The following is a 19226-nucleotide window of genomic DNA, read 5'->3' as shown; positions in this document are numbered from 1 at the left end:
AAAACAAGCGAGCTGTGTAATGAGTGAATCGAAAACCAAAGCCGAGCGCTTGGTGGCCATCGTGCGCCGGTGGGCGGATCTCTACCAGGGGGTGTGCGAACTGGCCCAGCAGCGGCCGATTACCACCAACGATTTCGATGCGATCAGCGAGCTGGTGGCGGTGGACAAATTCAAGCGCACCGGTATTTATAAAGATGAGGCCGACTGGCCCCTGTGCCTGGAAAAATACCTGCAGTTTTCCGGCAGCTCTACCTGGCGCGGTAAAGTGCGGTTTATGCACGTGGTGGAAAATGTGGTTTTTCAGGAGCTGGAAGAGACCATCACCCGCGCCCAGGGGGAGAATGTGATCTACACCATGTCGGTTTATGAGTTTGATGAGAACGAAAAGGTCACCGCGCTGCGGGTTTATATGCAGCAGGCCCAGGACAACGCCAATGTGTTAATTCTGGGGGAAAAGGGGCGCTAGCCGAGCGCCTTGGCGGGTGGCCCGATTAATTTACATTGCCTGGCCGGTTGATTAGGACCTTCACCACTTTCAAAAGCTATAACAATAACGACACGATGCGGCTTGTATAAAGCCGACGAAAAAGATACGCCGCCATCAATCCGGCCCATTTTTACGTAGGTGGGAAATGCCGGCAGGGCGCGAGCGGACGTCGCCGCCTCATTGCACACGACTCTGCCGGCAGCTACGACTCAGGGTTGAATTACGGCATAGGCGTCGCTGCCGGTACAACTGATCACCGCGCTGTCGGAATCGGGCAACCACAATATTCCGCTGGGAGCTTCACAACCTGAGGGTACCGGTGTTGTAGTGGAACTCAACACAGTCCCTGACGCATCGACTTCGGTAAGCGTGTAGTTGTTTGCCTGTTCTCCCGTAGTGAGTATCTGCACATTGCCGTTGATCTCACGCAATGACAGGCCGATTGGTCCGGCGCCTACTGTCACGGTGTCGACAATGGTGGCATTCTGCAAACCGTCCCATTGCACGATGCTCAGCGTGTTTGAGGCATAGTTGGTCACCCCGCAAATTGTGGCGACGCAACTTACCCGGCGCGCTTCATTACCTGTGCTACCGATCACCTGTGCACGGCCGAAGAACGTATAAGCGGGATCAGCCAGGAACAATTGGCTGGGGCTGCCACCGGTCACACCGATCACCATGCCGCCGAAATTCACTTGGCGCTGCTCTGCCGGTAGGTCGCAGAAATTGCCGTTACTTTCACTATAAGTGGTGACACAACTTGGCCCCCAATCGGTAGCACAGGCGGAATTGCCTGACAGCACCGCATCGATCTGGTCACTGCAACCGGTTGGCATATTGGTCCCGTTGAGGCAGGGATTAAAGCATTCAAGATTACCGAGACTGAACGCGAATGCGGAAACCGCAGGGTTATTCAGGTCCTGCAGGTTTTCCACTTCGATGATGTCGCGGAACTGCCAGCCGGAACCGGCATTGACGTTGGGCACTAACGCATCAATGCGATTGACGCTGTTCTCCACCCGCAGCAGGGTATCCGCCGCCGGATCTCCACCGAGATGGACCATCTGGGTGGTATTCGCAAAGTCAGCGATGATTCCCCCCATCACGCCACTATTCACGTCGAAGGTGCGGGTGAGTGAGCCATTGCCGCCGAAGGAGTAGAGCAGATCCTCTCCCGGCAGTTGCGGGTCCAGCCATACCACCGCACCATAGGTCTGGGTCGGGCTGTTATCGAAACTGAGGCGCTGACTTTGTGCATACGGAACCGTACCGGTGAGCGGATTGAAAATCACAGTGCGCGTCGCGCCGCCGCAGGCAATCAGCGGTTCAGTACTATTCAAGCCGAAGGCATTGCCATCCACCAACGAACACTCCTCCACCCCTATGGCACTATCAGGACCGGAGAACACACCACTTGGCGGTGGTTCCGAACTCAGGTTGAGAAAACTGCAGACGGTCTCACCGGCGCCGGTGGTCAAGGCAAGGTCTGTTGCCAAGCTCACCGGCTCGGAGGGCACGCACTGAACCGAGCTTAATTCAAAGGGAATTACCGGAGTCTCCCACACTATAAACTGGTCAGCGGCATCGGCCGTGACCAGCTGCAGCTCGCTGGTCCCAACGCCATTTTGGGTGGTAATCGGGAAGTCGCCCATGGCAACCCGTGGGAATTGGCTATCGTTATACGTCCAGTCGAATTGAAACTCGCTGTCGCCACCTTCGCTGAGCGCTCGGATGGTGAATTTGTTGCTGGCTGCCTCCACCGTTAAATCACTTACGATTTTCGACGCAAGCAGCGTGCAGGCTACGCCCGGTGTTGGGCAGCCCAGGGTTTCACCGTTGTTAAGGCTGATAGCGCAACCCTCGCCGTTAGCATCGGATTCACAGCTAAACAACGATGAATCGACACTGCACACGGCTCCATCAGCGCAACTGGCCTGCACGCCATCGGTTTCCAGGCTACAACCACCGCTGCATTCCCGCACACTGTCGTTGCGATAACTGCAAGTACTATCCGCATCACAGATGCTAGCCCAACCATCGCCACCGGTTACCGCACAGTCCGAACAAGAGCCATTGTCGACACCGGTATCACAGCGGGTTTCACTGGCACAGTATTGGGTGAGTTCGCCATTACTCTCAACAATGGGGCAACCGTTGTAGGCGCCCGCTTCGTTCAGGCAGTAATCCTCGCTGGCGCCAAAGCCGTCGCCATCGCTGTCATCCGGTACGGATGAGTGATCCTCACCACAACTGACGTTGACCAGCAGGGCTTCCCGAGCGACAAAGTCCTCAGTCGGTGTCGGGAGTTGGTCATATACCTCAAGTTCAAACGCCAACTGGGTGGCCCCTGTGGTTTCGCAGGTAAAGTCTATACGCTGGGCGTTAACGCTTCCCGAAAACTCGAAATTCATCAGCGGCTCCCGTCCGCCAAATGCAAAATTAACGTCAGTAGTACCGCTCAGCGTTGCTGGTTTACTGAGCGCAGGTGCTGACAATACACTGGGAACAGTATCGACAAAATCGATCACATAGGTGTCCGCATCGGTCACACCAAAAGGACCATTCTCCTGCAGGATAATAGTAAAAGTATCACCGACGTTGGCTTTGACCGTGTTTGCTACCGCACTGAATAGCCATTGCGCCGGAGGCTCTGACGGAAGCGCAGATTTAGCAACCAGCCGTACCTCACCCATAGTCACTTCTGCCGATTTACACAATATTCTTTGGAAAAATTCAATTGCATTCACCTGCGGTTTAAGCGCATTACCTTCCACGTTAAAGTAAGCCATTCTCGCATTGAATTGAAAAATTCCGTGAGACGTACAAAAGTAACTGACATCCTGCTCCTCATTCTTCTCTTCGCCTGCCAGTAACTCGAAAAAGGGAAGAGCCAGTTCGCCGGGTAAGCCCTGGAGTTCTGCGAATTGATCCAGACTGTCGTCAGTCAACCAAATGCCCGAGGCGTCGATTCTTTCGAGATAGAAAACATGTTCCGCCGACAGGGTGGAATCAACACCGTGTAACAGGCGCACCTTGACTGTGAAATCTTCTCTCACATTAACAACATGAGGCACCCCTTCAACCAAAGCGCCATCAAATAACGAGCGCGAGCCCAGTGCCACCGGTGAGAAATGCGACAAGCCGCCCGTCAGAGTGGCAGTATCGCCAATCTCATCCAATTCCAGGGTAACATCAGCAAGGATCTCCAGCTGCCCGTCACTGGAGGTATACAGGTTAAGGCCGATCACGCCCTGCAGATTGGCCGGATCGATATCATCATCAATAACGGGGAAGCGCACGGTGACCGGGGTATTAAACTGCAGCCCGGATGGGCCGAGTTCATAAGCTTGCGTGATACCCAGGCCAGCAAATTCGGCCGGCAGATCTTCAGGGCTGATGGGCTTAATGGTGATTGTAGTGTCTGTGTCCAATGCGCCCTCAGGCACGATTAGGGTCAGGCCGCCATCGCTGCTGCTGAGTTTACCGCCTGTGCTATCGAAATCCGCCGTCACGCTATCGATCGGATCGCCGCCATCGCCGCTGCCTCCCCCACCACTGCTACCACCGCCGCCACAGGCAGAAAGCAGGATGAACAGAAGGCTGACCGCCAGTGCAGACAGGCCTCTCGTATTGGAGGCGACTCGACAGATCTCGGCCATATCCCTCTCCGCTCGATATTTATGCTGGGTCGGAAAAAAGCTTAACCGCCAATCAGGTCACATCCAAGCCGCAAGGCTGTAACAGTTTTTCACAAGGCGCCTGAAAACTCATAATAAAGAAGCATATAGGCGGCGTTGCTATATATGTTTTTGAACAACTGTTGGGGAACTGGCGTTAGTCAATACCGTTCTTCTGTCAAAAGCGTGACTGTCCGACGCCACTGTTTTTTTGATGGGCATTCTATCTGCAGGCCTATGCCGCGGTGGAGATTGATCAGATAGAGCAGGCCGAAGCGCTACTGAATCAGGCGCTGGCCATGGCACCGGTGAACGCCATGTAGCTGTCGGAGCTGGGTAATCTTTACCAATCGCAAAAGCGCTGGTCCATGGCGTTGGATCTGTTTGAGCAGGCCGAAGAGGCGGCGGACACCTTCTCACCGGAGGCACTAAAAGCGGATGAGCTGGCTCGGGCCAAGCGTGGCCAGGGTTATGTACTGATTGAAATCGGCCAATTGGATAAGGCCGAAGCCAAGTACCGGGAGTGTTTGGCGATCAATCACAACGATAGCATCGCCCTGCAAGAGTTGGAGTATATAAAGCGGTTGCGTGGTGGGGCTGAGCAGTAGTGCTGCGGTTGGGGGCCGCCCTAGCTGGTGGCGGTTTGGGGTGTGGCTGAGGCGGGCTGGCCAAGACCCTGGTGTATTTGACCAATAGTGACAACCTTTCTGTATTTAGCCCGGGGCGTGGTACTATCGCCGGCCTATTCATTCCAAATAATAATAACAGGCTATCTGTGCCCCCAAGATGATCACCCGAATAATAATTTTGAGTCTCACGCTGTTGGCGGCCACCGGCTGCTCGGTCTCCTCCTATCAAGCCCACCAGGCACTCAACCGGCTGGAAAATATCGGCGACGGCAAGTTTGAATCCGATGCTGAATTAACCCGCTACTATGATGAGATCCAGCTTGTACGCCGGGCGGTGAATCAGAAGAAGTATGGCAAACCGGCCTGTGAGGCGGGGGAAGGGCTCTGCCTGGAGGCGATTGTGGTGACCGCCCGCCGCCGGGAAGCCAACCCGGAGATTACCAATAACCAGGAAGCGGGGGTGGATGAGGGCGATATTGTTAAGGTGATTGGCGACTACCTGGTGATCTTGCGCCAGGGTCAGCTCTTCTCGGTGCGCTACAGTGGCGACACGCTGCAGGCGGTGGATGCTATCTCTGTGTTGAAGCCAGGCTGGCAGCACCAGGCGTGGATCGATGAGCTGTTGGTCTACCAAAACCAGCTGGTGGTGATCGGTTACGCCTACGATGGGGTAATCGGCGAGGGCACGGTGGAGCTCAATATATTGAGCCTCTCGGACGATGGCCATTTCAGTCACGACAACAGCTATGTGATTGCCGCCGGTGACTACTTCTCGTCTGAAAACTACGCCACCCGCATCGTCGATGGCGAGCTGATCTTTAACTTTCCCATGGCCTTGGATGATCTCTTTTACCAGGGTAGCAGCGGGCCTCTGCAGTTTGCCCGCATGGGCCTGCTGCCCGACTCACCGGAGCAGCCGATTCGCTGGCAGAGCTTGCTTACGGCCCAGCAGATCTACAAACCGAGAGAGTCTTCACTGCACCCGGTGGTGCAGGTGTTTGTTAAATGCCCGTTGGCCAGCCAGCTGGAGTTGTGCTCGGCGGTGGGGGTGATCACCGGCCAATACGAAGTGACCAGTTATGTCACCACGCAGTCCATCTACCTGGCCAGCCAGTCGCTGCGCCAAGAGTTTTTAATCGATGCCGAGTTCGATTACTACATTGAGGATGACCCGAACACATTTGTCTACGACCTCTATCGGATTGATCTGGACTCCTTCAGCCTGACTAATCAGCCAATTAACGGCACACCCATTAATCAATTCTCCTTCCTGGAGGAGGGCGACCGTATCCACCTGCTTACCCGCCGGGATGGCAGCGATGATGAGTTGTCCGGTATTTTCCTCTACAACCTGGCGCGCGCGGATTTTGGTAATACTGACAGCCAGCCGCCACCGGTAAGGGTGGCCGGTTATCACGATGACGACTGGCTGAACAGCCGTTTTGTTGGCGATTGGTTGGCCCTGGGCCAGGCTAATTACAGCGGCGGCTTTCTCGACAGCAACAGCTTTGTGCTGACGCTGCACAATATTCATAAGCAACAGGCGCTGGAACTCTTTACCGGCCATACCAGCAGCCGTTTGGAATTTGTCGATGACTCCCTGCTGGTGCTGGGTTACGACGACCAGGAGAACCTGCTCGGCTCCATCGTCTCCCTCGATTCGAACCCCCGCATTTTGAGTGACTTCCAATTTACCGGTGTGATGGAGGACGAGTATCGCAGCCACGCCTTTAATGCCACCCGTTTGTTAGAGGGCGGGGCGCTTTTTGGTTTTACCACCCGGCCGAGCAGCAGCTGGCAAGAGGCCGATGACTATAGCGAAGATGCGGAGGCCGCCGACCTCTATTTTGTGGCTGTGGACCGCCACCACCGGTTGTCACCAGCCGGTGCTTTTCACTCGCAGCAGGCACCGGAACCTGTGGCTGAAGATTGTGTGGTCTCCTGTGTTGACTGGTATGGCAACAGCCGTCCGTTTTTTCTGCGGGGTAAGGTTTATGGCTTAAGCGGCTATGAACTGATTCAGGGCGACTTCTTTCAGGGGGAAGTGCGCGAGTTACAGCGCATCGATTACCGGCTCCATTAACCATAACATTGCTTAGGGATGAACAATGAAAAAACTCCTTTTACTGCTGGGGTGTGTGCTGCTGTCGGCCTGTTCCAGTGTCAGTTCCATAGAGCGGCCTGCCAGTTATTATCAGGAGCCGGCGGCGGGTGAGGGTGGATTGCTGGATGGGCCACTGCTGGCCAACGAAGACCAGAAAATTGCAGAGTTGCTCAGCTACCGCCTGACTCTGCCGCAACAGAATCGTATCGCCATACTGAAATTGAGCGGGGATAACTACTGGCGTTTCTACTCCAATGACTTCACACAGCTGAACGACTCCCTGGTCACCAACCTGATTACCCAGTTAAGAGCCTCTCCCCGGGTCTACGACGCCTCTTTTCTGCCGGCGATGTTGGTGCCGGAAAAGCGAAACCTACCGGCGTTACGGGAAGCGGCGGCGCGCTTTCAGGCTGATCTGCTGCTTGCCTACCGCAGTGAATGCCACTCTTATCAAAAGTATCGCTTTATCAGCCCCAGCGAGAGCAAATCCTACTGCAGCGTAGAGGCGGTGCTGCTGGATATTCGTTCCGGCGTGATAGTGAAATCGGTGGTTGCCTCGGAGGATTTTGTCGCCACCAAAACCCAGGCCGATACCAACTTTAATGAGACCATTAAGAAAGCGGAGTTGGAGGCTTTGGCCAAAGCGCTTGGCCAGGTGGCGGGCGAGGTGGTTAAGTTTATGGCTCTGGTGCCAACGCTGGCGGCGGCAGGCCAGTGATCGCCCGTCGTTTCTACTCGGCCGGCCCGCTTTCATGGCAATGGATTGACCTTAAAAAAATAGTTGACATCCAATCGGGTGGGCTATACTGTTCCAGCAGCTAGAACCTTAGCCTAATTTTTAAACACTTCAAGCGTAGTACCCTTCGTTCTTCGTCCTGTAGTTACAAAATTTCAGACTAATAATTCTTTTGCTATTCCCGCCCCGACAGGCAATCAATTTTTATCTACAGGATAGTTACTATGTCTAACAAAGTTACCGGTACCGTTAAGTGGTTCAATGAATCCAAAGGTTTTGGTTTTATCGCTCAAGAGTCCGGCCCAGACGTTTTCGCTCACTTCAGCGCGATTGTCAGCTCCGGCTTTAAAACTCTGGCCGAAGGCCAAAAAGTTGAGTTCATCGTAACTCAAGGTAAAAAAGGCCCACAGGCCGAAGAAATCGTGCCGCTGTAAGCGTTACCGATCTCTGCACAAAAAAGGCAAGCCATGGGCTTGCCTTTTTTTATGCCCGCTAATTATGCCCGCTAAAATTCGCCAGTTTGGATTGGCGCGGGCGAGCTATATCTGCACCACAATTTTCCCCCCTGCCTGATTACTCTCCATCAATTGCTGGGCGCTGGCGATCTGCTCAAAAGCAAATACGGCGGCCGGTTGGTTGTGGTAGTGCCCGTTGGCTGATCCCTCGATTATGGCCTGCATGGGGATTGCCGATAGCGGGTAGTCGGCGCTGCCCAGCATAAAGCTGCCAAAAAAGTTGAGATTCACTCCAGAAGGCATATCGCTGAGCGGGTTGAAGGGGATGGGGTCGCCACCGCCCAGAAACCCGGCGTTACAGACATAGCCCCCTTTTTTGGCCATGTGTAGGGAGTCGAGCAGGGTGCGGTTGCCGATGATATCCAACACGGCGTCGACGCCACTGGGGTAGAGATCCCGAACCTGGCTGTGCAGGGAGTCGCTTTCCAGCAGTACCTGGTCGCAGCCCAAGGCTTGCAGGCGGCTGACCTGGTGTGGCTGGCGGGTGGTGGCCAGCAGGGTCACCTCGGGCAGCTGGCGGGCAAGGTTGATGGCGGCCTGGCCCAGGGCAGAGGTGCCACCGCGAATCAGCAGCCTACCCCCGGCCTGCAGCTGCAGGTTTTGCCACAGGCAGCACCAGGCGGTGGCGTAGGATTCCGGAATGGCGGCCAGCTCCGGCCAGGGCAGGTTGCTGGTTAGCGCGAAGATATTGCTGGCCGGTGCCGTAACCAGTTCGGCGTAACTGCCATTGCGGCTGCGGCCCATACCGCCCATGACGGCCGCCACCACCTGGCCGGCGGGCAGGCGATGGGATGGGTCGCGCACCACTTCACCGATACACTCAATACCGCTGATGGCGGCGACCTCGCCCCACAACCCTCTGCGCATGTAGATCTCGGCGCGGTTGAGGCCAAAGGCTTTCACGCGGATTAGCACCTCGCCGCTGGCCGGTTTGGGATCTGCAACTTCGATAATGGCGAGCTGGTCTGTTCCGCCAAACGCTTTTCTCACTATTGCTCTCATGGCTGACTCCTCTGGTCGATGGAGGTTGCAGCCTATGCGCACCTAATGTAGCGTAAAAGTACATTATTCGAACAATCTATGTAGGAAATAGGAACATAAATGGCCATCTCCCTACAGCAGTTGTTAACCCTCGAGGCGGTAATCCGCCATGGCAGTATTCAGGCAGGGGCGGAGCATTTGCACAAAACCCACCCGAGTGTGATCACCAGCCTCAAAAAATTGGAGAGCGACCTGGGCTTCCCCTTGTTCGACCGCAGTGGTTATCGCAGCCGGCTGACGGAAGCGGGGCGTCTTTTCTATCAACGCGCACAAGCATTGCTAGAGGAGATGAAGTCGCTGGAGGCGTACAGCCAGGCGCTGGCGGCGGAGGAGGCGGCAGAGCTCAATATTGTGATTGGCGATGTGACGCCGCAGGCGCTGGTGCTTGAGCGGCTGCGCCGCTTCAGTGAGCGCTACCCTCACGCCCGCTTAAACCTGCTGTTTGAGAACATCGGCGGGCCCAACGAGCGGCTGTTGGCCGGTGACGCCGACCTGATTATTCACCATATCGATAAGGCCGACCCGCGCTATGAGTACCGTGATTTGTGTGAGGTGGCCATTGTGCCGGTGGTGGCGGCGGGATTTTTGCAATGCCCGCTCACGTCAACGCTGCGTTATACGGATCTGCAGGACTACACCCAATGTGTGATTCGCGATTCGGCCGGTGTTGAGGCTGGAGCCAGTTATTTTGTGCTGCCGGATGCCCACCGCATCACGGTGGGTGATCAGTACACCAAGCGGGAGATTATCCGGCAGGGGATCGCCTGGGGGCATATGCCACGCTTCCTCATCGAAGGGGAGTTGGCCAGTGGCCAGTTGCTGGAGCTGACCGGTGATTTTATCCGTGGCAGTCGCGTGCAGATTGTGGTGGCACGCTTGAGTGGCCGGGAAAAGAGCGCCTTGCTAGAAACCCTTTGGCAGCTATTGGCCGGGGAAGAGTGATGACGGTGGCCGTTTGCCGTTGGCCAAATTAATTTACTTCCGCCTGGCCACCTGCGGCTGGCTTTTCGGGTAGTATCCCTATCGTCTTAAATAGCCTGAAGCAGCGCGCTGCTAAAATAACCCGAACCAGCACGCTGCTAAAAGAGCGGCAGCATTAACCACCAATCAACTGTGAGACGTTTTACTCCGTGGATAACGACAACCCAAAACCCTGGCAGCATGACCACACCTTCGCACAGGACCAACGGCGGCCTGGCGAGTCGCGCACTCTGGTGGTGATTGTCATTACCGCCACCATGATGGTGGTGGAGGTCTGGGCGGGTATCCATTATGGCTCCATGGCACTGTTGGCCGACGGCCTGCATATGGCCTCCCACGCGGTGGCGCTGAGTATCTCCGCCTTTGCCTACATCTACGCCCGGCGCCAGGCCTACAACCGCGATTTCAGTTTTGGTACCGGCAAGGTGAACTCCTTGGCCGGCTTTGCCGGTGCCATACTGCTGGCCCTGTTTGCCCTCTACATGGCCTTTGAAAGTGGTATGCGGTTGATCAACCCGGTTGCTATCGCCTATGGTCAGGCGTTGGTGGTGGCGGTGATTGGACTGGTGGTGAACGGTGCCAGTGTTTTTATTTTGGGCTTTAACGGCCACAGTCATGACCACGACCACGACCACGACCACGACCACGACCACGACCAGGACGACCATCACCACGATCACAATTTACGCTCGGCCTATCTGCATGTGCTGGCCGATGCACTCACCTCACTGCTGGCGATTGCGGCACTGCTGTGTGCTAAATATTTTGGCTGGTTGTGGATGGACCCGGTAATGGGGTTGTTGGGTGCGCTGCTGGTGGCCCGTTGGTCGTTTGGCTTATTGGGCAGCACGGCGGCGGTCTTGCTGGACCGCCAGGCGCCTGTGGAACTGCAAGCTATGATCCGCCAGGCCATTGAGGCAGATGGCGATAGCCGCGTGACAGACCTGCATGTCTGGTCCATCGGCCCGGCGATCTACTCCGCGCAAATTGCCGTGGTCGCCGACCAACCCTCATCCCCGGCGGAGTATAAAACCCGATTGGATTGCTGCGACAATTTGGTCCATGTGGCGGTGGAGGTTCACCGCGGCGAGTAGCGTGGTTCTTCTGTTATTAATTATCGCCACGGCTTATTGCCATTATTGGTAGCTTGGGCCTGTTTTTGCTTTGACCCCGCCTGCGTGGCGCCGCTGTTGACCGGGATGTTTTTTTTCGGGCGGCAGGGTAAGTCGGTTTAGGGTGGGGGTTGCTTATTTTTTGCTCGCCTGTTGCGCTCTTTTGCGCTCATTTTTGAGTGCATTTCCCTTTCTGGTTTTCCCCACATCGATAACGCTAACCGCGAAAATATTCTTGCTGTTGTACAGACGATTTTGCTACTTTGAGTGGCTCAAATTTAATAATTCCAATAACAAACAAGCAGGTGAATCATGAACAATAATATAATAATTTTGGCTGCGCTGATTTTTGTGGGGGCTTTGTCGGGTTGTTCCATCAGCCACCCGGTGGCAGAGGGTTACCCTGAGTATCTGGCCAAGTATGGCAATGAGGGCAGCCTGCCACCGGCCGACCTGGATGCCAACTACATTATCGATGGCCAAACCCAAAACCACCGCTATGAATTCCGGGCCGCAACGGTGGGTTATGCGCACTTATGGATTGTTGAGTTTGGCAAAATTTTGGATGAGACCCTGAATGCCCCCTATGTGCAGTCGACCTTTGATCGTTTGGAGAAGGGCGAGCTGGCCGATGCCAATAAGGGTAACCTGATAGCGTTCACCTTGGATAGCTACGAGTTCGACAACTACCGAGCTAAGGTTTCGATGACCATCAAGTTAATGGAAGATGGCCAAGAGATGCTCAATAAAAGCTACAGTGCCGAGGGCTCTTCCAAGGGTGGCCAGATGTGGGGTGCCGGGCCTTTTGCTATGAAGAGCGCAACGCTGGATTCCACCCGTTCTGCCATCGATAAAATTTTGACTCAGTTTATTAACGAGCTGCCTTAACCTGGCTTTACCTGATTATTCTCTGGTACCTATTTTAATTAGCCTCGCAGGCGCTTTGACCGCCTGCGACCGGCTGATGGAATGGGACAGATCCAAGTTAGTTCTTCAGCTTGTCGATGCCGAGTAATTTAAAGATCTGCTGCTCATAAAGTGGGGCCGTATTGCCGGTTTTGATTTTATGCATAAAGTATTTTTCAAAGGCAATCTTCGCCATGTGCACCCATTTTCCTTTGCGCGCCCAGGTAACATTGCGCGGTGGAATTTGCGGAATGGCGACAAAGGCGATACCGGTATCGCCCATATCGGCCAGGCAGATAGCGTTCCAGGTGGCTTCGGCTTCGGGTAGTTTGCCTTCGATATCGGCGGCGATATTCTCCACCGTGGCGGCCACCATGGATTCAATCATATAGCCGGTTTTGGGTACGCCGGTAGCGACCGGAGTGGGCTTTTGCGGGGCGATGGCCACGCACACACCAACGGCAAAAATCTCCGGGTATTTGGGGTTGCGCTGGTATTTGTCGATCACAACAAAGCCGCGCGGGTTGACCAAGCCGTCGATATCGCGCAGCGGGTCTATGCCGGTGAACGGTGGCAGAATCATGGAGAAGTCGAATGCCAGGCTGTGCTGTTTAATGGCTTCGCCGCTGTCGTTGCACTCGGCCACCGCCATTTTACCTTCGCTGATGTCAGAAATTTTAGCGTTGACGATCCAATCAATGTGGCGCTCGCGAAATTCACTCTCCAGCAGGGTCTTTGAGTCGCCGACACCGTCCAAGCCCATATGGCCGACATAGGGCTCCGGGCTGACGTAGGTCATGGGGACTTTATCGCGAATTTTTAATTTGCGCAGGGCGGCATCGACGATAAAGGCAAACTCATAGGCCGGGCCAAAACAGGAGGCCCCCTGTGCCGCACCAATCACCACCGGGCCGGGGTTTTTAATAAAATTGTCCCAGGCTTCCCGGGCGCGCTCGGCGTGATCCACCAGGCAGATGGATTGGGTGTGTCCCTCAGGCCCCAGGCCTGGAATCTCTTCAAAGGCTAGGCGCGGGCCGGTGGCCAATATTAAATAGTCGTAAGAGAGCTCACTGCCGTCGCCCAATTCCAGGCGTTTGTTTTCGGGCTCCAGTTTTTTCAGGCCGGAGGCGTTGAACTCAATATTTTTCTTGCGCAGGGGTGCTTCGACTTCCACACAAATCTCTTTGCTATCGCGCCAGTTAACCGCCACCCAGGGGTTAGAGGGGACAAATTGAAAAATAGGGGAGTTGGAGACCACGGTGATGGCGGCGTTTTTACCGAGTTTTTCGCGTAACTCATAGGCAGCACTGAGTCCGCCAATACCTGCGCCAATGACAACGATCTTTTTCATAGTGCTTGCCTTTAGTCGTTTTTAGGATGTGGCACTCCGCCGGGAGTTGCCGGAGTTGAGCGGGTAAACCGCTACTGGGATTACCTGCTGTTGGTGTTCTGATTTTTTAATACTGTTATTGTTATTGTTCTTTTTTCGGCTTGGCTTGAGTTACTGCCTGGCCCGAGCCTGGTGAGTCATTAACTGGCTAATTCTGCACACGCTATTTGTGAAGCTGTTAATTCGCAAGGCTACTAATTCGCAAGGCTACTAATTTGCGAGGCTAGGAGTTCGCGAAGGTACAAGCGCACAGTCTGGCATTGGTGCAAGGGGCTCGATTTGATCAGGGCCAAAAAGCACGCAGCTGAATAGCCTATTTGCATTTGATTCTAATTTCGCCACAGCTTGTTACCCGCTGCACTTGGTGCGCCTCTGCCACTATGGGTGCTGCCGGTGGCTTTTCAATCGCCTCCCTACCCAACCAAGTAGATCGCTCTTACCCAGTTAATGCCCACTGCTTTTAGCTCTCCATTTTTAGCTAGCTACTTTCAGCTATCCACTTTCATCAATCTATTTTTATCAATCTATTTTTATCTATGGTTTACAAAGGGTTGCCGAAGAGGCAGATAACGGTTGCTCACGAGGCGCCGATTTTCAATTGCTGGCCAGTCTAACAGACTCTTGTAATTTGTTTTATACTAAATTAGCATAAAACGAAATATGGTCTAGCCTATCAAAGGCAAATCGGTTGGTCAAAGGGATTATTCTGAGGTGCCTGCCACAGAGATTGCGGTTGCCCCGGTTTAATATTCAGCGTGGCAATTAGTGACCAGAGCGATGTAGCCGTTTGCTATATTTCTTGTAGCAGGAATGCCAGATCACTTGAGTTGCTCTGTTGTAGCGATAACAAAATTGCTGCCTGTGCCCGGTTATCCGTGTGGGCGTGTGCAAGTTGTTAACAGGGACTGTTGAATTCCCGAGTATTCCGGTTTGGTAATCGGCAAAAAAATAGTTGAGGTTTTAAAACGTGGAAGCGACTTCCCCAATCGAAATTGATTTAACGACTCGGCCTGAAGTGACCCCATTTTTTGATCAGGCCACCAACACCTTCTCCTATGTGGTGAAAGATCCGGGTTCCAACGCCTGCGCCGTGATCGACTCGGTAATGGATTTCGACTACGCCTCCGGTACCACCGGCTTTACCGGGGCAGACGCCATTATCGAGTTTATTCGTGCCCACCAGTTACAGCTGGAGTGGATTATTGAAACCCACGTCCACGCCGACCACCTCTCGGCCGCGCCTTATATTCAAGAGCAGTTGGGCGGTAAGTTGGGCATAGGGGCAAAAATTACCCAGGTGCAGGAGCTATTCGGCAAGGCCTTTAACGCGGGTACGGAATTCGCACGTGATGGCTCCCAGTTTGATTGTCTGTTTGAAGATGGCGACAGCTACACCGTCGGCGGTATGGTCTGCCAAGCTTGGCATACGCCGGGCCATACCCCGGCCTGCATGGTGCATATTTTGGGGGATGCGGTGTTCGTCGGCGATACTCTGTTTATGCCCGATGGCGGTACCGCCCGTGCCGATTTTCCCGGCGGCAATGCGCGCACGCTCTATCAATCGATTATGCGTCTCTTCTCGCTGCCAGAGGCGACCCGCCTGTTTATGTGCCACGATTATCCCAAGGAGCGAGGGGTACTGTTTGAGACCACCGTGGCTGAAGAGCGGGCGCACAATATTCACGTTGGCGCTGGCCGCAGTGAAGCGGAGTTTGTGGCCATGCGCGAGGCTCGGGATATTACCTTGGGCATGCCGCGTCTGATTTTGCCGTCATTGCAGATCAATATGCGCGCTGGCCATCTGCCACCGGCGGATGACAATGGCACCAGCTACCTGAAAATTCCATTGAATCTATTCAGCGGTGGCTGTGGCCAATAATTGAATTAGCGAGGCTTATCGGTGGTTACAGAAATAGTGCTTGGGATCGGCGTTGGTATTGTGCTGGGTTTAACCGGCAGTGGCGGTGTGCTGGCAGTGCCGGCGCTGATGCTTGGCCTCGGCTTCAGTCTGCAGGCGGCAGCACCGGTGGCGCTGATTGCCGTGGGCCTCTCTTCGCTGATTGGGACCATTCACGGGCTGCGCATGGGTATTGTCCGCTACCGTGCGGCGGCCATTATGGCGCTGGCCGGTATTGCCTGTTCGCCGCTGGGCATCTATCTCTCTCACCGCTTACCCACCGAAGTTCTCACCCTGCTGTTCAGTGTCTTGTTGCTGTTTATTGCGGTGCGTATGGCTCGCCAGGCGTGGCAGAAAAACAGTGAGGGGCTGGGTGATGAACTGACGCCCAATTGCCTGGTGCGGGCCGATACCGGCCGCTTTCAGCTGAGTAAAAAGTGTGTGGCGACGTTTATCTCCATTGGTGGCCTGTCGGGCCTCTCCAGTGGTCTGCTGGGGGTGGGCGGTGGCTTTTTGATCGTGCCCGGCGTGCGCCAGTTCAGTAACCTGAAGATGCACAGCATTGTTGCCACCTCGCTGGCGGTAATTACACTTATCTCCACCGGGACGGTCATTAATGCACTACTGGCCGGTGCCCGGCTCTCCGGCCAGGCCTGGTGGTTTATTGGCAGTACCGTTATCGGCCTTTTGATTGGACGTGCGGTGGCGCCGCTGCTCTCCGGCCGGGTTCTGCAGTTGGGCTTTTCGGTAATGGCCACCATTACCGCTCTGATGCTGATTAACAAATACCTTTTGCCTATGCTGTTTTAACGGCCGGTTGTGCCGTTTAATCTCCCCCATTGGCGGGTGCCGTTGAACATTGCCCCGGCTTATTCGTCTATGCACTGGTCGTTCGTCCCTGAGCTCTGCTTCTCTGGTTTGCGCAGCCGGTATGCTCAGGTACCATGCGCTCACTCCCCGACGCCAGCCTCAACCTCAGCCTCAACCTCTAACGCACAATGCGTACCTAACAGAGTGGGATTCAGCTTATGACAGTGGAAAATCAACGGGATATTGATGGCATTCTGGCCGCCGGCCGCATTGTTGCTCTGGTGCGGGATGCCATGTTGAACGCTATTGAACCGGGGATGACCACCGGTGAGCTGGATAATCTCGGTGCTGAATTGCTGGCCCGCCATGGTGCCCAATCGGCACCCCGGGTGATGTATGACTTTCCCGGGGCCACCTGCATCAGCATCAACGAAGAAGCGGCGCATGGCATTCCTGGCAAGCGGGTGATACGCGCCGGTGACTTGGTGAATGTGGATGTCTCGGCGGAGCTGAATGGCTACTTTGCCGATACCGGTGGCTCGGTGGTGGTACCTCCGGTGGCACCCATCAAGGCGCGTCTCTGCCAGGCGACCCGGCAAGCCCTGACCAATGCCCTGAAGGTGGCGCGGGCGGGAGCCGCCATCAGCCAAATTGGCAGTGCGGTAGAGCGTACCGCCAAAGCGCACCACTTTCTGGTGATTAAAAACCTGGCCGGCCATGGCGTCGGCCGCAGCCTGCATGAAGAGCCGACCGATATCGTCAGCTTTTTTGATAAATACGACCGACGCCGATTGCAGTTAGGCCAGGTGGTGGCGATAGAACCTTTTCTCTCGACGCGCAGCAGCTTCGTGACCGAGGCCAGGGATGGTTGGACATTGGTGGGTGCGCCGGGAAATTTGTCGGCGCAATACGAGCACACCGTTATTATTACCCGGGGTGCACCCATAGTGGCGACCCTTTCACAGGCGTCGGCCTAAACCCTTCCCAGCCACCAATATTCAGAGTAACCAGCAAATATTCGCATGAACATTCGACCCGCAACCGCCCAGGATTGGGATGCTATCTGGCCAATTTTTCAAACCATCGTCAGCGCAGGTGAAACTTACGCCTATGAACCCACCACCAGCAAGGAGCAGGGCTATAGACTGTGGCTGGAGCTGCCGCGTCAAACCTTCGTGGTGGAGGAGGCGGGTGAAATTCTGGGTACCTACTATATAAAAACCAATCAAGCCGGCCCGGGTAGCCATGTCTGCAACTGTGGTTATATGGTGGCGCCCGCGGCCAGAGGCAGGGGCTTGGCTACGGCCATGTGTGAGCATTCGCAGCAGCTGGCCAAAACACTTGGCTACCTGGCTATGCAGTTTAATTTTGTCGCGGCCAGTAATGAGGGAGCGGTGCGTTTGTGGAATCAGCTCGGCTTTGCCACTGTTGGCCGTCTGCCAAAAGCGTTTAATCACCCCGCCCTGGGCTATGTTGATGCCTTAGTGATGTATAAAACGTTGTAAACACTTTTAAACATTTTTCAGGGGGCGGTTTCCTCTCTAAATGGGTAAATTGCGCCCCTCATTTTTGTCTGCAATTTGGAGGTTTGTTTGAACGGACCCGACCCTAATAATCGCGCGCCGATGGCAGGCTTTCCCCAGGTGGGTTACCTGAAAAATTTTATTACCTCAGAAAATATTATCGTCGGCGATTACACCTACTACGATGACCCCGAAGGGCCAGAACGTTTCCAAGGCAATGTGCTTTATCACTTCCCCTTTATTGGCGACAAGCTGGTGATTGGCAAATTTTGCGCGATTGCCAAGGATGTGAAATTCATAATGAACGGTGCCAACCATAAGCTTTCTGGTTTCTCTACCTATCCCTTTCAAATCTTCGGCAATGGTTGGCAGCGGGTTATGCCCGAGGCGGGTGAGCTGCCCTACAAGGGCGATACCGAAATTGGCCACGATGTCTGGATTGGTTACGAGGCCACCATTATGCCGGGGGTAAAGGTGGGCAGTGGTGCGATCATTGCCAGCAAGTCGGTAGTGGTGGATGATGTACCGCCCTACAGTATCGTCGGTGGTAACCCGGCACGGGTGATCAAACCACGCTTCGATGAGGCAACCGTTAACACGCTGTTGGCGCTCGCCTGGTGGGACTGGAGTGCCGAGAAAATCACCCGCAATCTGGCAGCGATCGTTGGTGCCGATCTGGTTGCCTTGAGTGCGGCGCAAGAGTTATAGGTGTTCCTTGGCAATAGGCACTAATAAAAAGAATAACTGTTTAACCAACCTATTCAACCAATTAAGGCAAGATCAGTGAACATTGAAAACGCAGTCAAGGGCGATGCCGCGGAACTCGCCTATTTAATCAATCTCGCCGGCGAAGGCATTCCAGAGTATCTCTGGTCGGACATGGCTGAGGCCGGTGAAAGTGCCATGGCCGTGGGTGCGCAGCGGGCCGCCCGGGAGGAGGGCGGTTTCAGCTATCGCAATGCGCGGGTTATTCGCGAGGCCGGTGAACTGCTCGGTATGATCATCGACTACCAGTTGGATGACCCTTACTCACTGGCGGAGCTCGATGACTACCCGGAGGTAGTCAAACCGCTGGTGCTGCTCGAAGCCAAGGTGCCCGGCAGCTGGTACATCAACGCCATTGCCACCCGCGAGAGCGCCCGGGGCAGGGGGGTGGCCTCCAAGCTGATGGCCGAAGCGGAAGCGCGAGCGCAAGCACAAGGCGTGGCCAAGGCGAGCCTGATTGTCGCCTCGGAAAACAGCAGCGCCAAGGCACTCTATTGTAAGCTCGGTTACCAGGTGATCGATTCGTTGCCGGTAGCGCTCTACCCGGGTGCCCTGCACGGTGGTGAGTGGCTGCTGATGGTGAAATCGCTCGGCGGTGGCGAGTAACTCTGCCGAATCGGTTGCGTTTTTAAGCCGTTATTGCTGTTACTATT

Annotated in this window: 17 protein-coding genes; 14 read left to right on the top strand and 3 right to left on the bottom strand. The window is 54.9% G+C overall.

Features of this window, described 5'->3' with window-relative positions:
- The first annotated feature begins 19 nt into the window (after positions 1 to 19).
- The gene (locus tag SBL51_RS09650) at positions 20 to 466 is read left to right on the top strand and encodes a hypothetical protein (protein ID WP_317930713.1); all 447 of its coding nucleotides are present in this window, start codon (positions 20 to 22) and stop codon (positions 464 to 466) included.
- Between the two features lie 230 nt (positions 467 to 696).
- On the opposite strand, the gene SBL51_RS09645 is transcribed toward SBL51_RS09650, so the two are convergent.
- Positions 697 to 4146 (bottom strand): hypothetical protein, encoded by a 3450-nt coding sequence (locus SBL51_RS09645; RefSeq protein WP_317930712.1) that lies wholly within the window; start codon positions 4144 to 4146, stop codon positions 697 to 699.
- 341 nt (positions 4147 to 4487) lie between these two features.
- On the opposite strand from SBL51_RS09645, the gene SBL51_RS09640 reads away from it, so the two are divergent.
- The 4 genes from SBL51_RS09640 (at position 4488) to SBL51_RS09625 (ending at position 8067) form a co-directional block, all read left to right on the top strand.
- On the top strand, positions 4488 to 4772 hold the full coding sequence (locus SBL51_RS09640) for a tetratricopeptide repeat protein (protein WP_317931144.1): 285 nt from the start codon (positions 4488 to 4490) through the stop codon (positions 4770 to 4772).
- 178 nt (positions 4773 to 4950) lie between these two features.
- Complete coding sequence (locus SBL51_RS09635) at positions 4951 to 6876, top strand: beta-propeller domain-containing protein (RefSeq protein ID WP_317930711.1); 1926 nt, start codon at positions 4951 to 4953, stop codon at positions 6874 to 6876.
- A 25-nt stretch (positions 6877 to 6901) separates the two neighbouring features.
- Complete coding sequence (locus tag SBL51_RS09630; protein ID WP_317930710.1) at positions 6902 to 7615, top strand: hypothetical protein; 714 nt, start codon at positions 6902 to 6904, stop codon at positions 7613 to 7615.
- Between the two features lie 242 nt (positions 7616 to 7857).
- The gene (locus SBL51_RS09625; protein ID WP_317930709.1) at positions 7858 to 8067 is read left to right on the top strand and encodes a cold-shock protein; all 210 of its coding nucleotides are present in this window, start codon (positions 7858 to 7860) and stop codon (positions 8065 to 8067) included.
- Positions 8068 to 8172: 105 nt separating this feature from the next.
- On the opposite strand, the gene SBL51_RS09620 is transcribed toward SBL51_RS09625, so the two are convergent.
- A complete protein-coding gene (locus SBL51_RS09620; protein WP_317930708.1) occupies positions 8173 to 9150 on the bottom strand; it encodes a zinc-binding dehydrogenase in 978 nt (325 codons plus the stop codon).
- Positions 9151 to 9249: 99 nt separating this feature from the next.
- On the opposite strand from SBL51_RS09620, the gene SBL51_RS09615 reads away from it, so the two are divergent.
- The 3 genes from SBL51_RS09615 (at position 9250) to SBL51_RS09605 (ending at position 12170) form a co-directional block, all read left to right on the top strand.
- Positions 9250 to 10131, top strand: a complete 882-nt coding sequence (locus tag SBL51_RS09615) for a LysR family transcriptional regulator (RefSeq protein WP_317930707.1) — start codon at positions 9250 to 9252, stop codon at positions 10129 to 10131.
- 188 nt (positions 10132 to 10319) lie between these two features.
- Positions 10320 to 11264, top strand: a complete 945-nt coding sequence (dmeF, locus tag SBL51_RS09610; protein WP_317930706.1) for a CDF family Co(II)/Ni(II) efflux transporter DmeF — start codon at positions 10320 to 10322, stop codon at positions 11262 to 11264.
- Positions 11265 to 11594: 330 nt separating this feature from the next.
- Positions 11595 to 12170: a hypothetical protein gene (locus SBL51_RS09605; protein WP_317930705.1), complete on the top strand. Its 576-nt coding sequence runs from the start codon at positions 11595 to 11597 to the stop codon at positions 12168 to 12170.
- Between the two features lie 97 nt (positions 12171 to 12267).
- On the opposite strand, the gene SBL51_RS09600 is transcribed toward SBL51_RS09605, so the two are convergent.
- Positions 12268 to 13539 carry an NAD(P)/FAD-dependent oxidoreductase gene (locus SBL51_RS09600; protein WP_317930704.1) on the bottom strand — a complete coding sequence of 424 codons (1272 nt, stop codon included), beginning with the start codon at positions 13537 to 13539 and terminating at the stop codon, positions 12268 to 12270.
- A gap of 1006 nt (positions 13540 to 14545) precedes the next feature.
- On the opposite strand from SBL51_RS09600, the gene SBL51_RS09595 reads away from it, so the two are divergent.
- From SBL51_RS09595 to SBL51_RS09570, 6 genes are all read left to right on the top strand, one after another.
- Positions 14546 to 15457, top strand: coding sequence for an MBL fold metallo-hydrolase (locus tag SBL51_RS09595; RefSeq protein WP_317930703.1), 912 nt, complete (start codon positions 14546 to 14548; stop codon positions 15455 to 15457).
- 21 nt (positions 15458 to 15478) lie between these two features.
- Entirely contained in the window at positions 15479 to 16285 is an 807-nt protein-coding gene (locus SBL51_RS09590; RefSeq protein ID WP_317930702.1) for a sulfite exporter TauE/SafE family protein, read from the top strand.
- 218 nt (positions 16286 to 16503) lie between these two features.
- The gene (gene map, locus SBL51_RS09585; RefSeq protein ID WP_317930701.1) at positions 16504 to 17262 is read left to right on the top strand and encodes a type I methionyl aminopeptidase; all 759 of its coding nucleotides are present in this window, start codon (positions 16504 to 16506) and stop codon (positions 17260 to 17262) included.
- 45 nt (positions 17263 to 17307) lie between these two features.
- Positions 17308 to 17790, top strand: a complete 483-nt coding sequence (locus tag SBL51_RS09580; RefSeq protein ID WP_317930700.1) for an N-acetyltransferase — start codon at positions 17308 to 17310, stop codon at positions 17788 to 17790.
- A gap of 87 nt (positions 17791 to 17877) precedes the next feature.
- The gene (locus SBL51_RS09575; RefSeq protein WP_317930699.1) at positions 17878 to 18516 is read left to right on the top strand and encodes a Vat family streptogramin A O-acetyltransferase; all 639 of its coding nucleotides are present in this window, start codon (positions 17878 to 17880) and stop codon (positions 18514 to 18516) included.
- Positions 18517 to 18591: 75 nt separating this feature from the next.
- Positions 18592 to 19179, top strand: a complete 588-nt coding sequence (locus SBL51_RS09570; RefSeq protein ID WP_317930698.1) for a GNAT family N-acetyltransferase — start codon at positions 18592 to 18594, stop codon at positions 19177 to 19179.
- Positions 19180 to 19226: the final 47 nt, after the last annotated feature.

Source organism: Halioxenophilus sp. WMMB6, from assembly GCF_033283405.1.
Classification (GTDB): Bacteria; Pseudomonadota; Gammaproteobacteria; order Pseudomonadales; family Cellvibrionaceae; genus Halioxenophilus.
This window is presented reverse-complemented; position numbering and strand designations above follow the sequence as displayed.

What these genes read in the sequence shown, in the direction of transcription:
- SBL51_RS09645 (WP_317930712.1), bottom strand. Translation starts at nt 4,146, where the DNA reads ATGGCCGAGATCTGTCGAGTCGCCTCCAATACGAGAGGCCTGTCTGCA.
- SBL51_RS09600 (WP_317930704.1), bottom strand. Translation starts at nt 13,539, where the DNA reads ATGAAAAAGATCGTTGTCATTGGCGCAGGTATTGGCGGACTCAGTGCT.
- SBL51_RS09605 (WP_317930705.1), top strand. Translation starts at nt 11,595, where the DNA reads ATGAACAATAATATAATAATTTTGGCTGCGCTGATTTTTGTGGGGGCT.
- SBL51_RS09580 (WP_317930700.1), top strand. Translation starts at nt 17,308, where the DNA reads ATGAACATTCGACCCGCAACCGCCCAGGATTGGGATGCTATCTGGCCA.
- SBL51_RS09625 (WP_317930709.1), top strand. Translation starts at nt 7,858, where the DNA reads ATGTCTAACAAAGTTACCGGTACCGTTAAGTGGTTCAATGAATCCAAA.
- SBL51_RS09650 (WP_317930713.1), top strand. Translation starts at nt 20, where the DNA reads ATGAGTGAATCGAAAACCAAAGCCGAGCGCTTGGTGGCCATCGTGCGC.
- SBL51_RS09635 (WP_317930711.1), top strand. Translation starts at nt 4,951, where the DNA reads ATGATCACCCGAATAATAATTTTGAGTCTCACGCTGTTGGCGGCCACC.
- SBL51_RS09630 (WP_317930710.1), top strand. Translation starts at nt 6,902, where the DNA reads ATGAAAAAACTCCTTTTACTGCTGGGGTGTGTGCTGCTGTCGGCCTGT.
- map (WP_317930701.1), top strand. Translation starts at nt 16,504, where the DNA reads ATGACAGTGGAAAATCAACGGGATATTGATGGCATTCTGGCCGCCGGC.
- SBL51_RS09615 (WP_317930707.1), top strand. Translation starts at nt 9,250, where the DNA reads ATGGCCATCTCCCTACAGCAGTTGTTAACCCTCGAGGCGGTAATCCGC.
- SBL51_RS09620 (WP_317930708.1), bottom strand. Translation starts at nt 9,150, where the DNA reads ATGAGAGCAATAGTGAGAAAAGCGTTTGGCGGAACAGACCAGCTCGCC.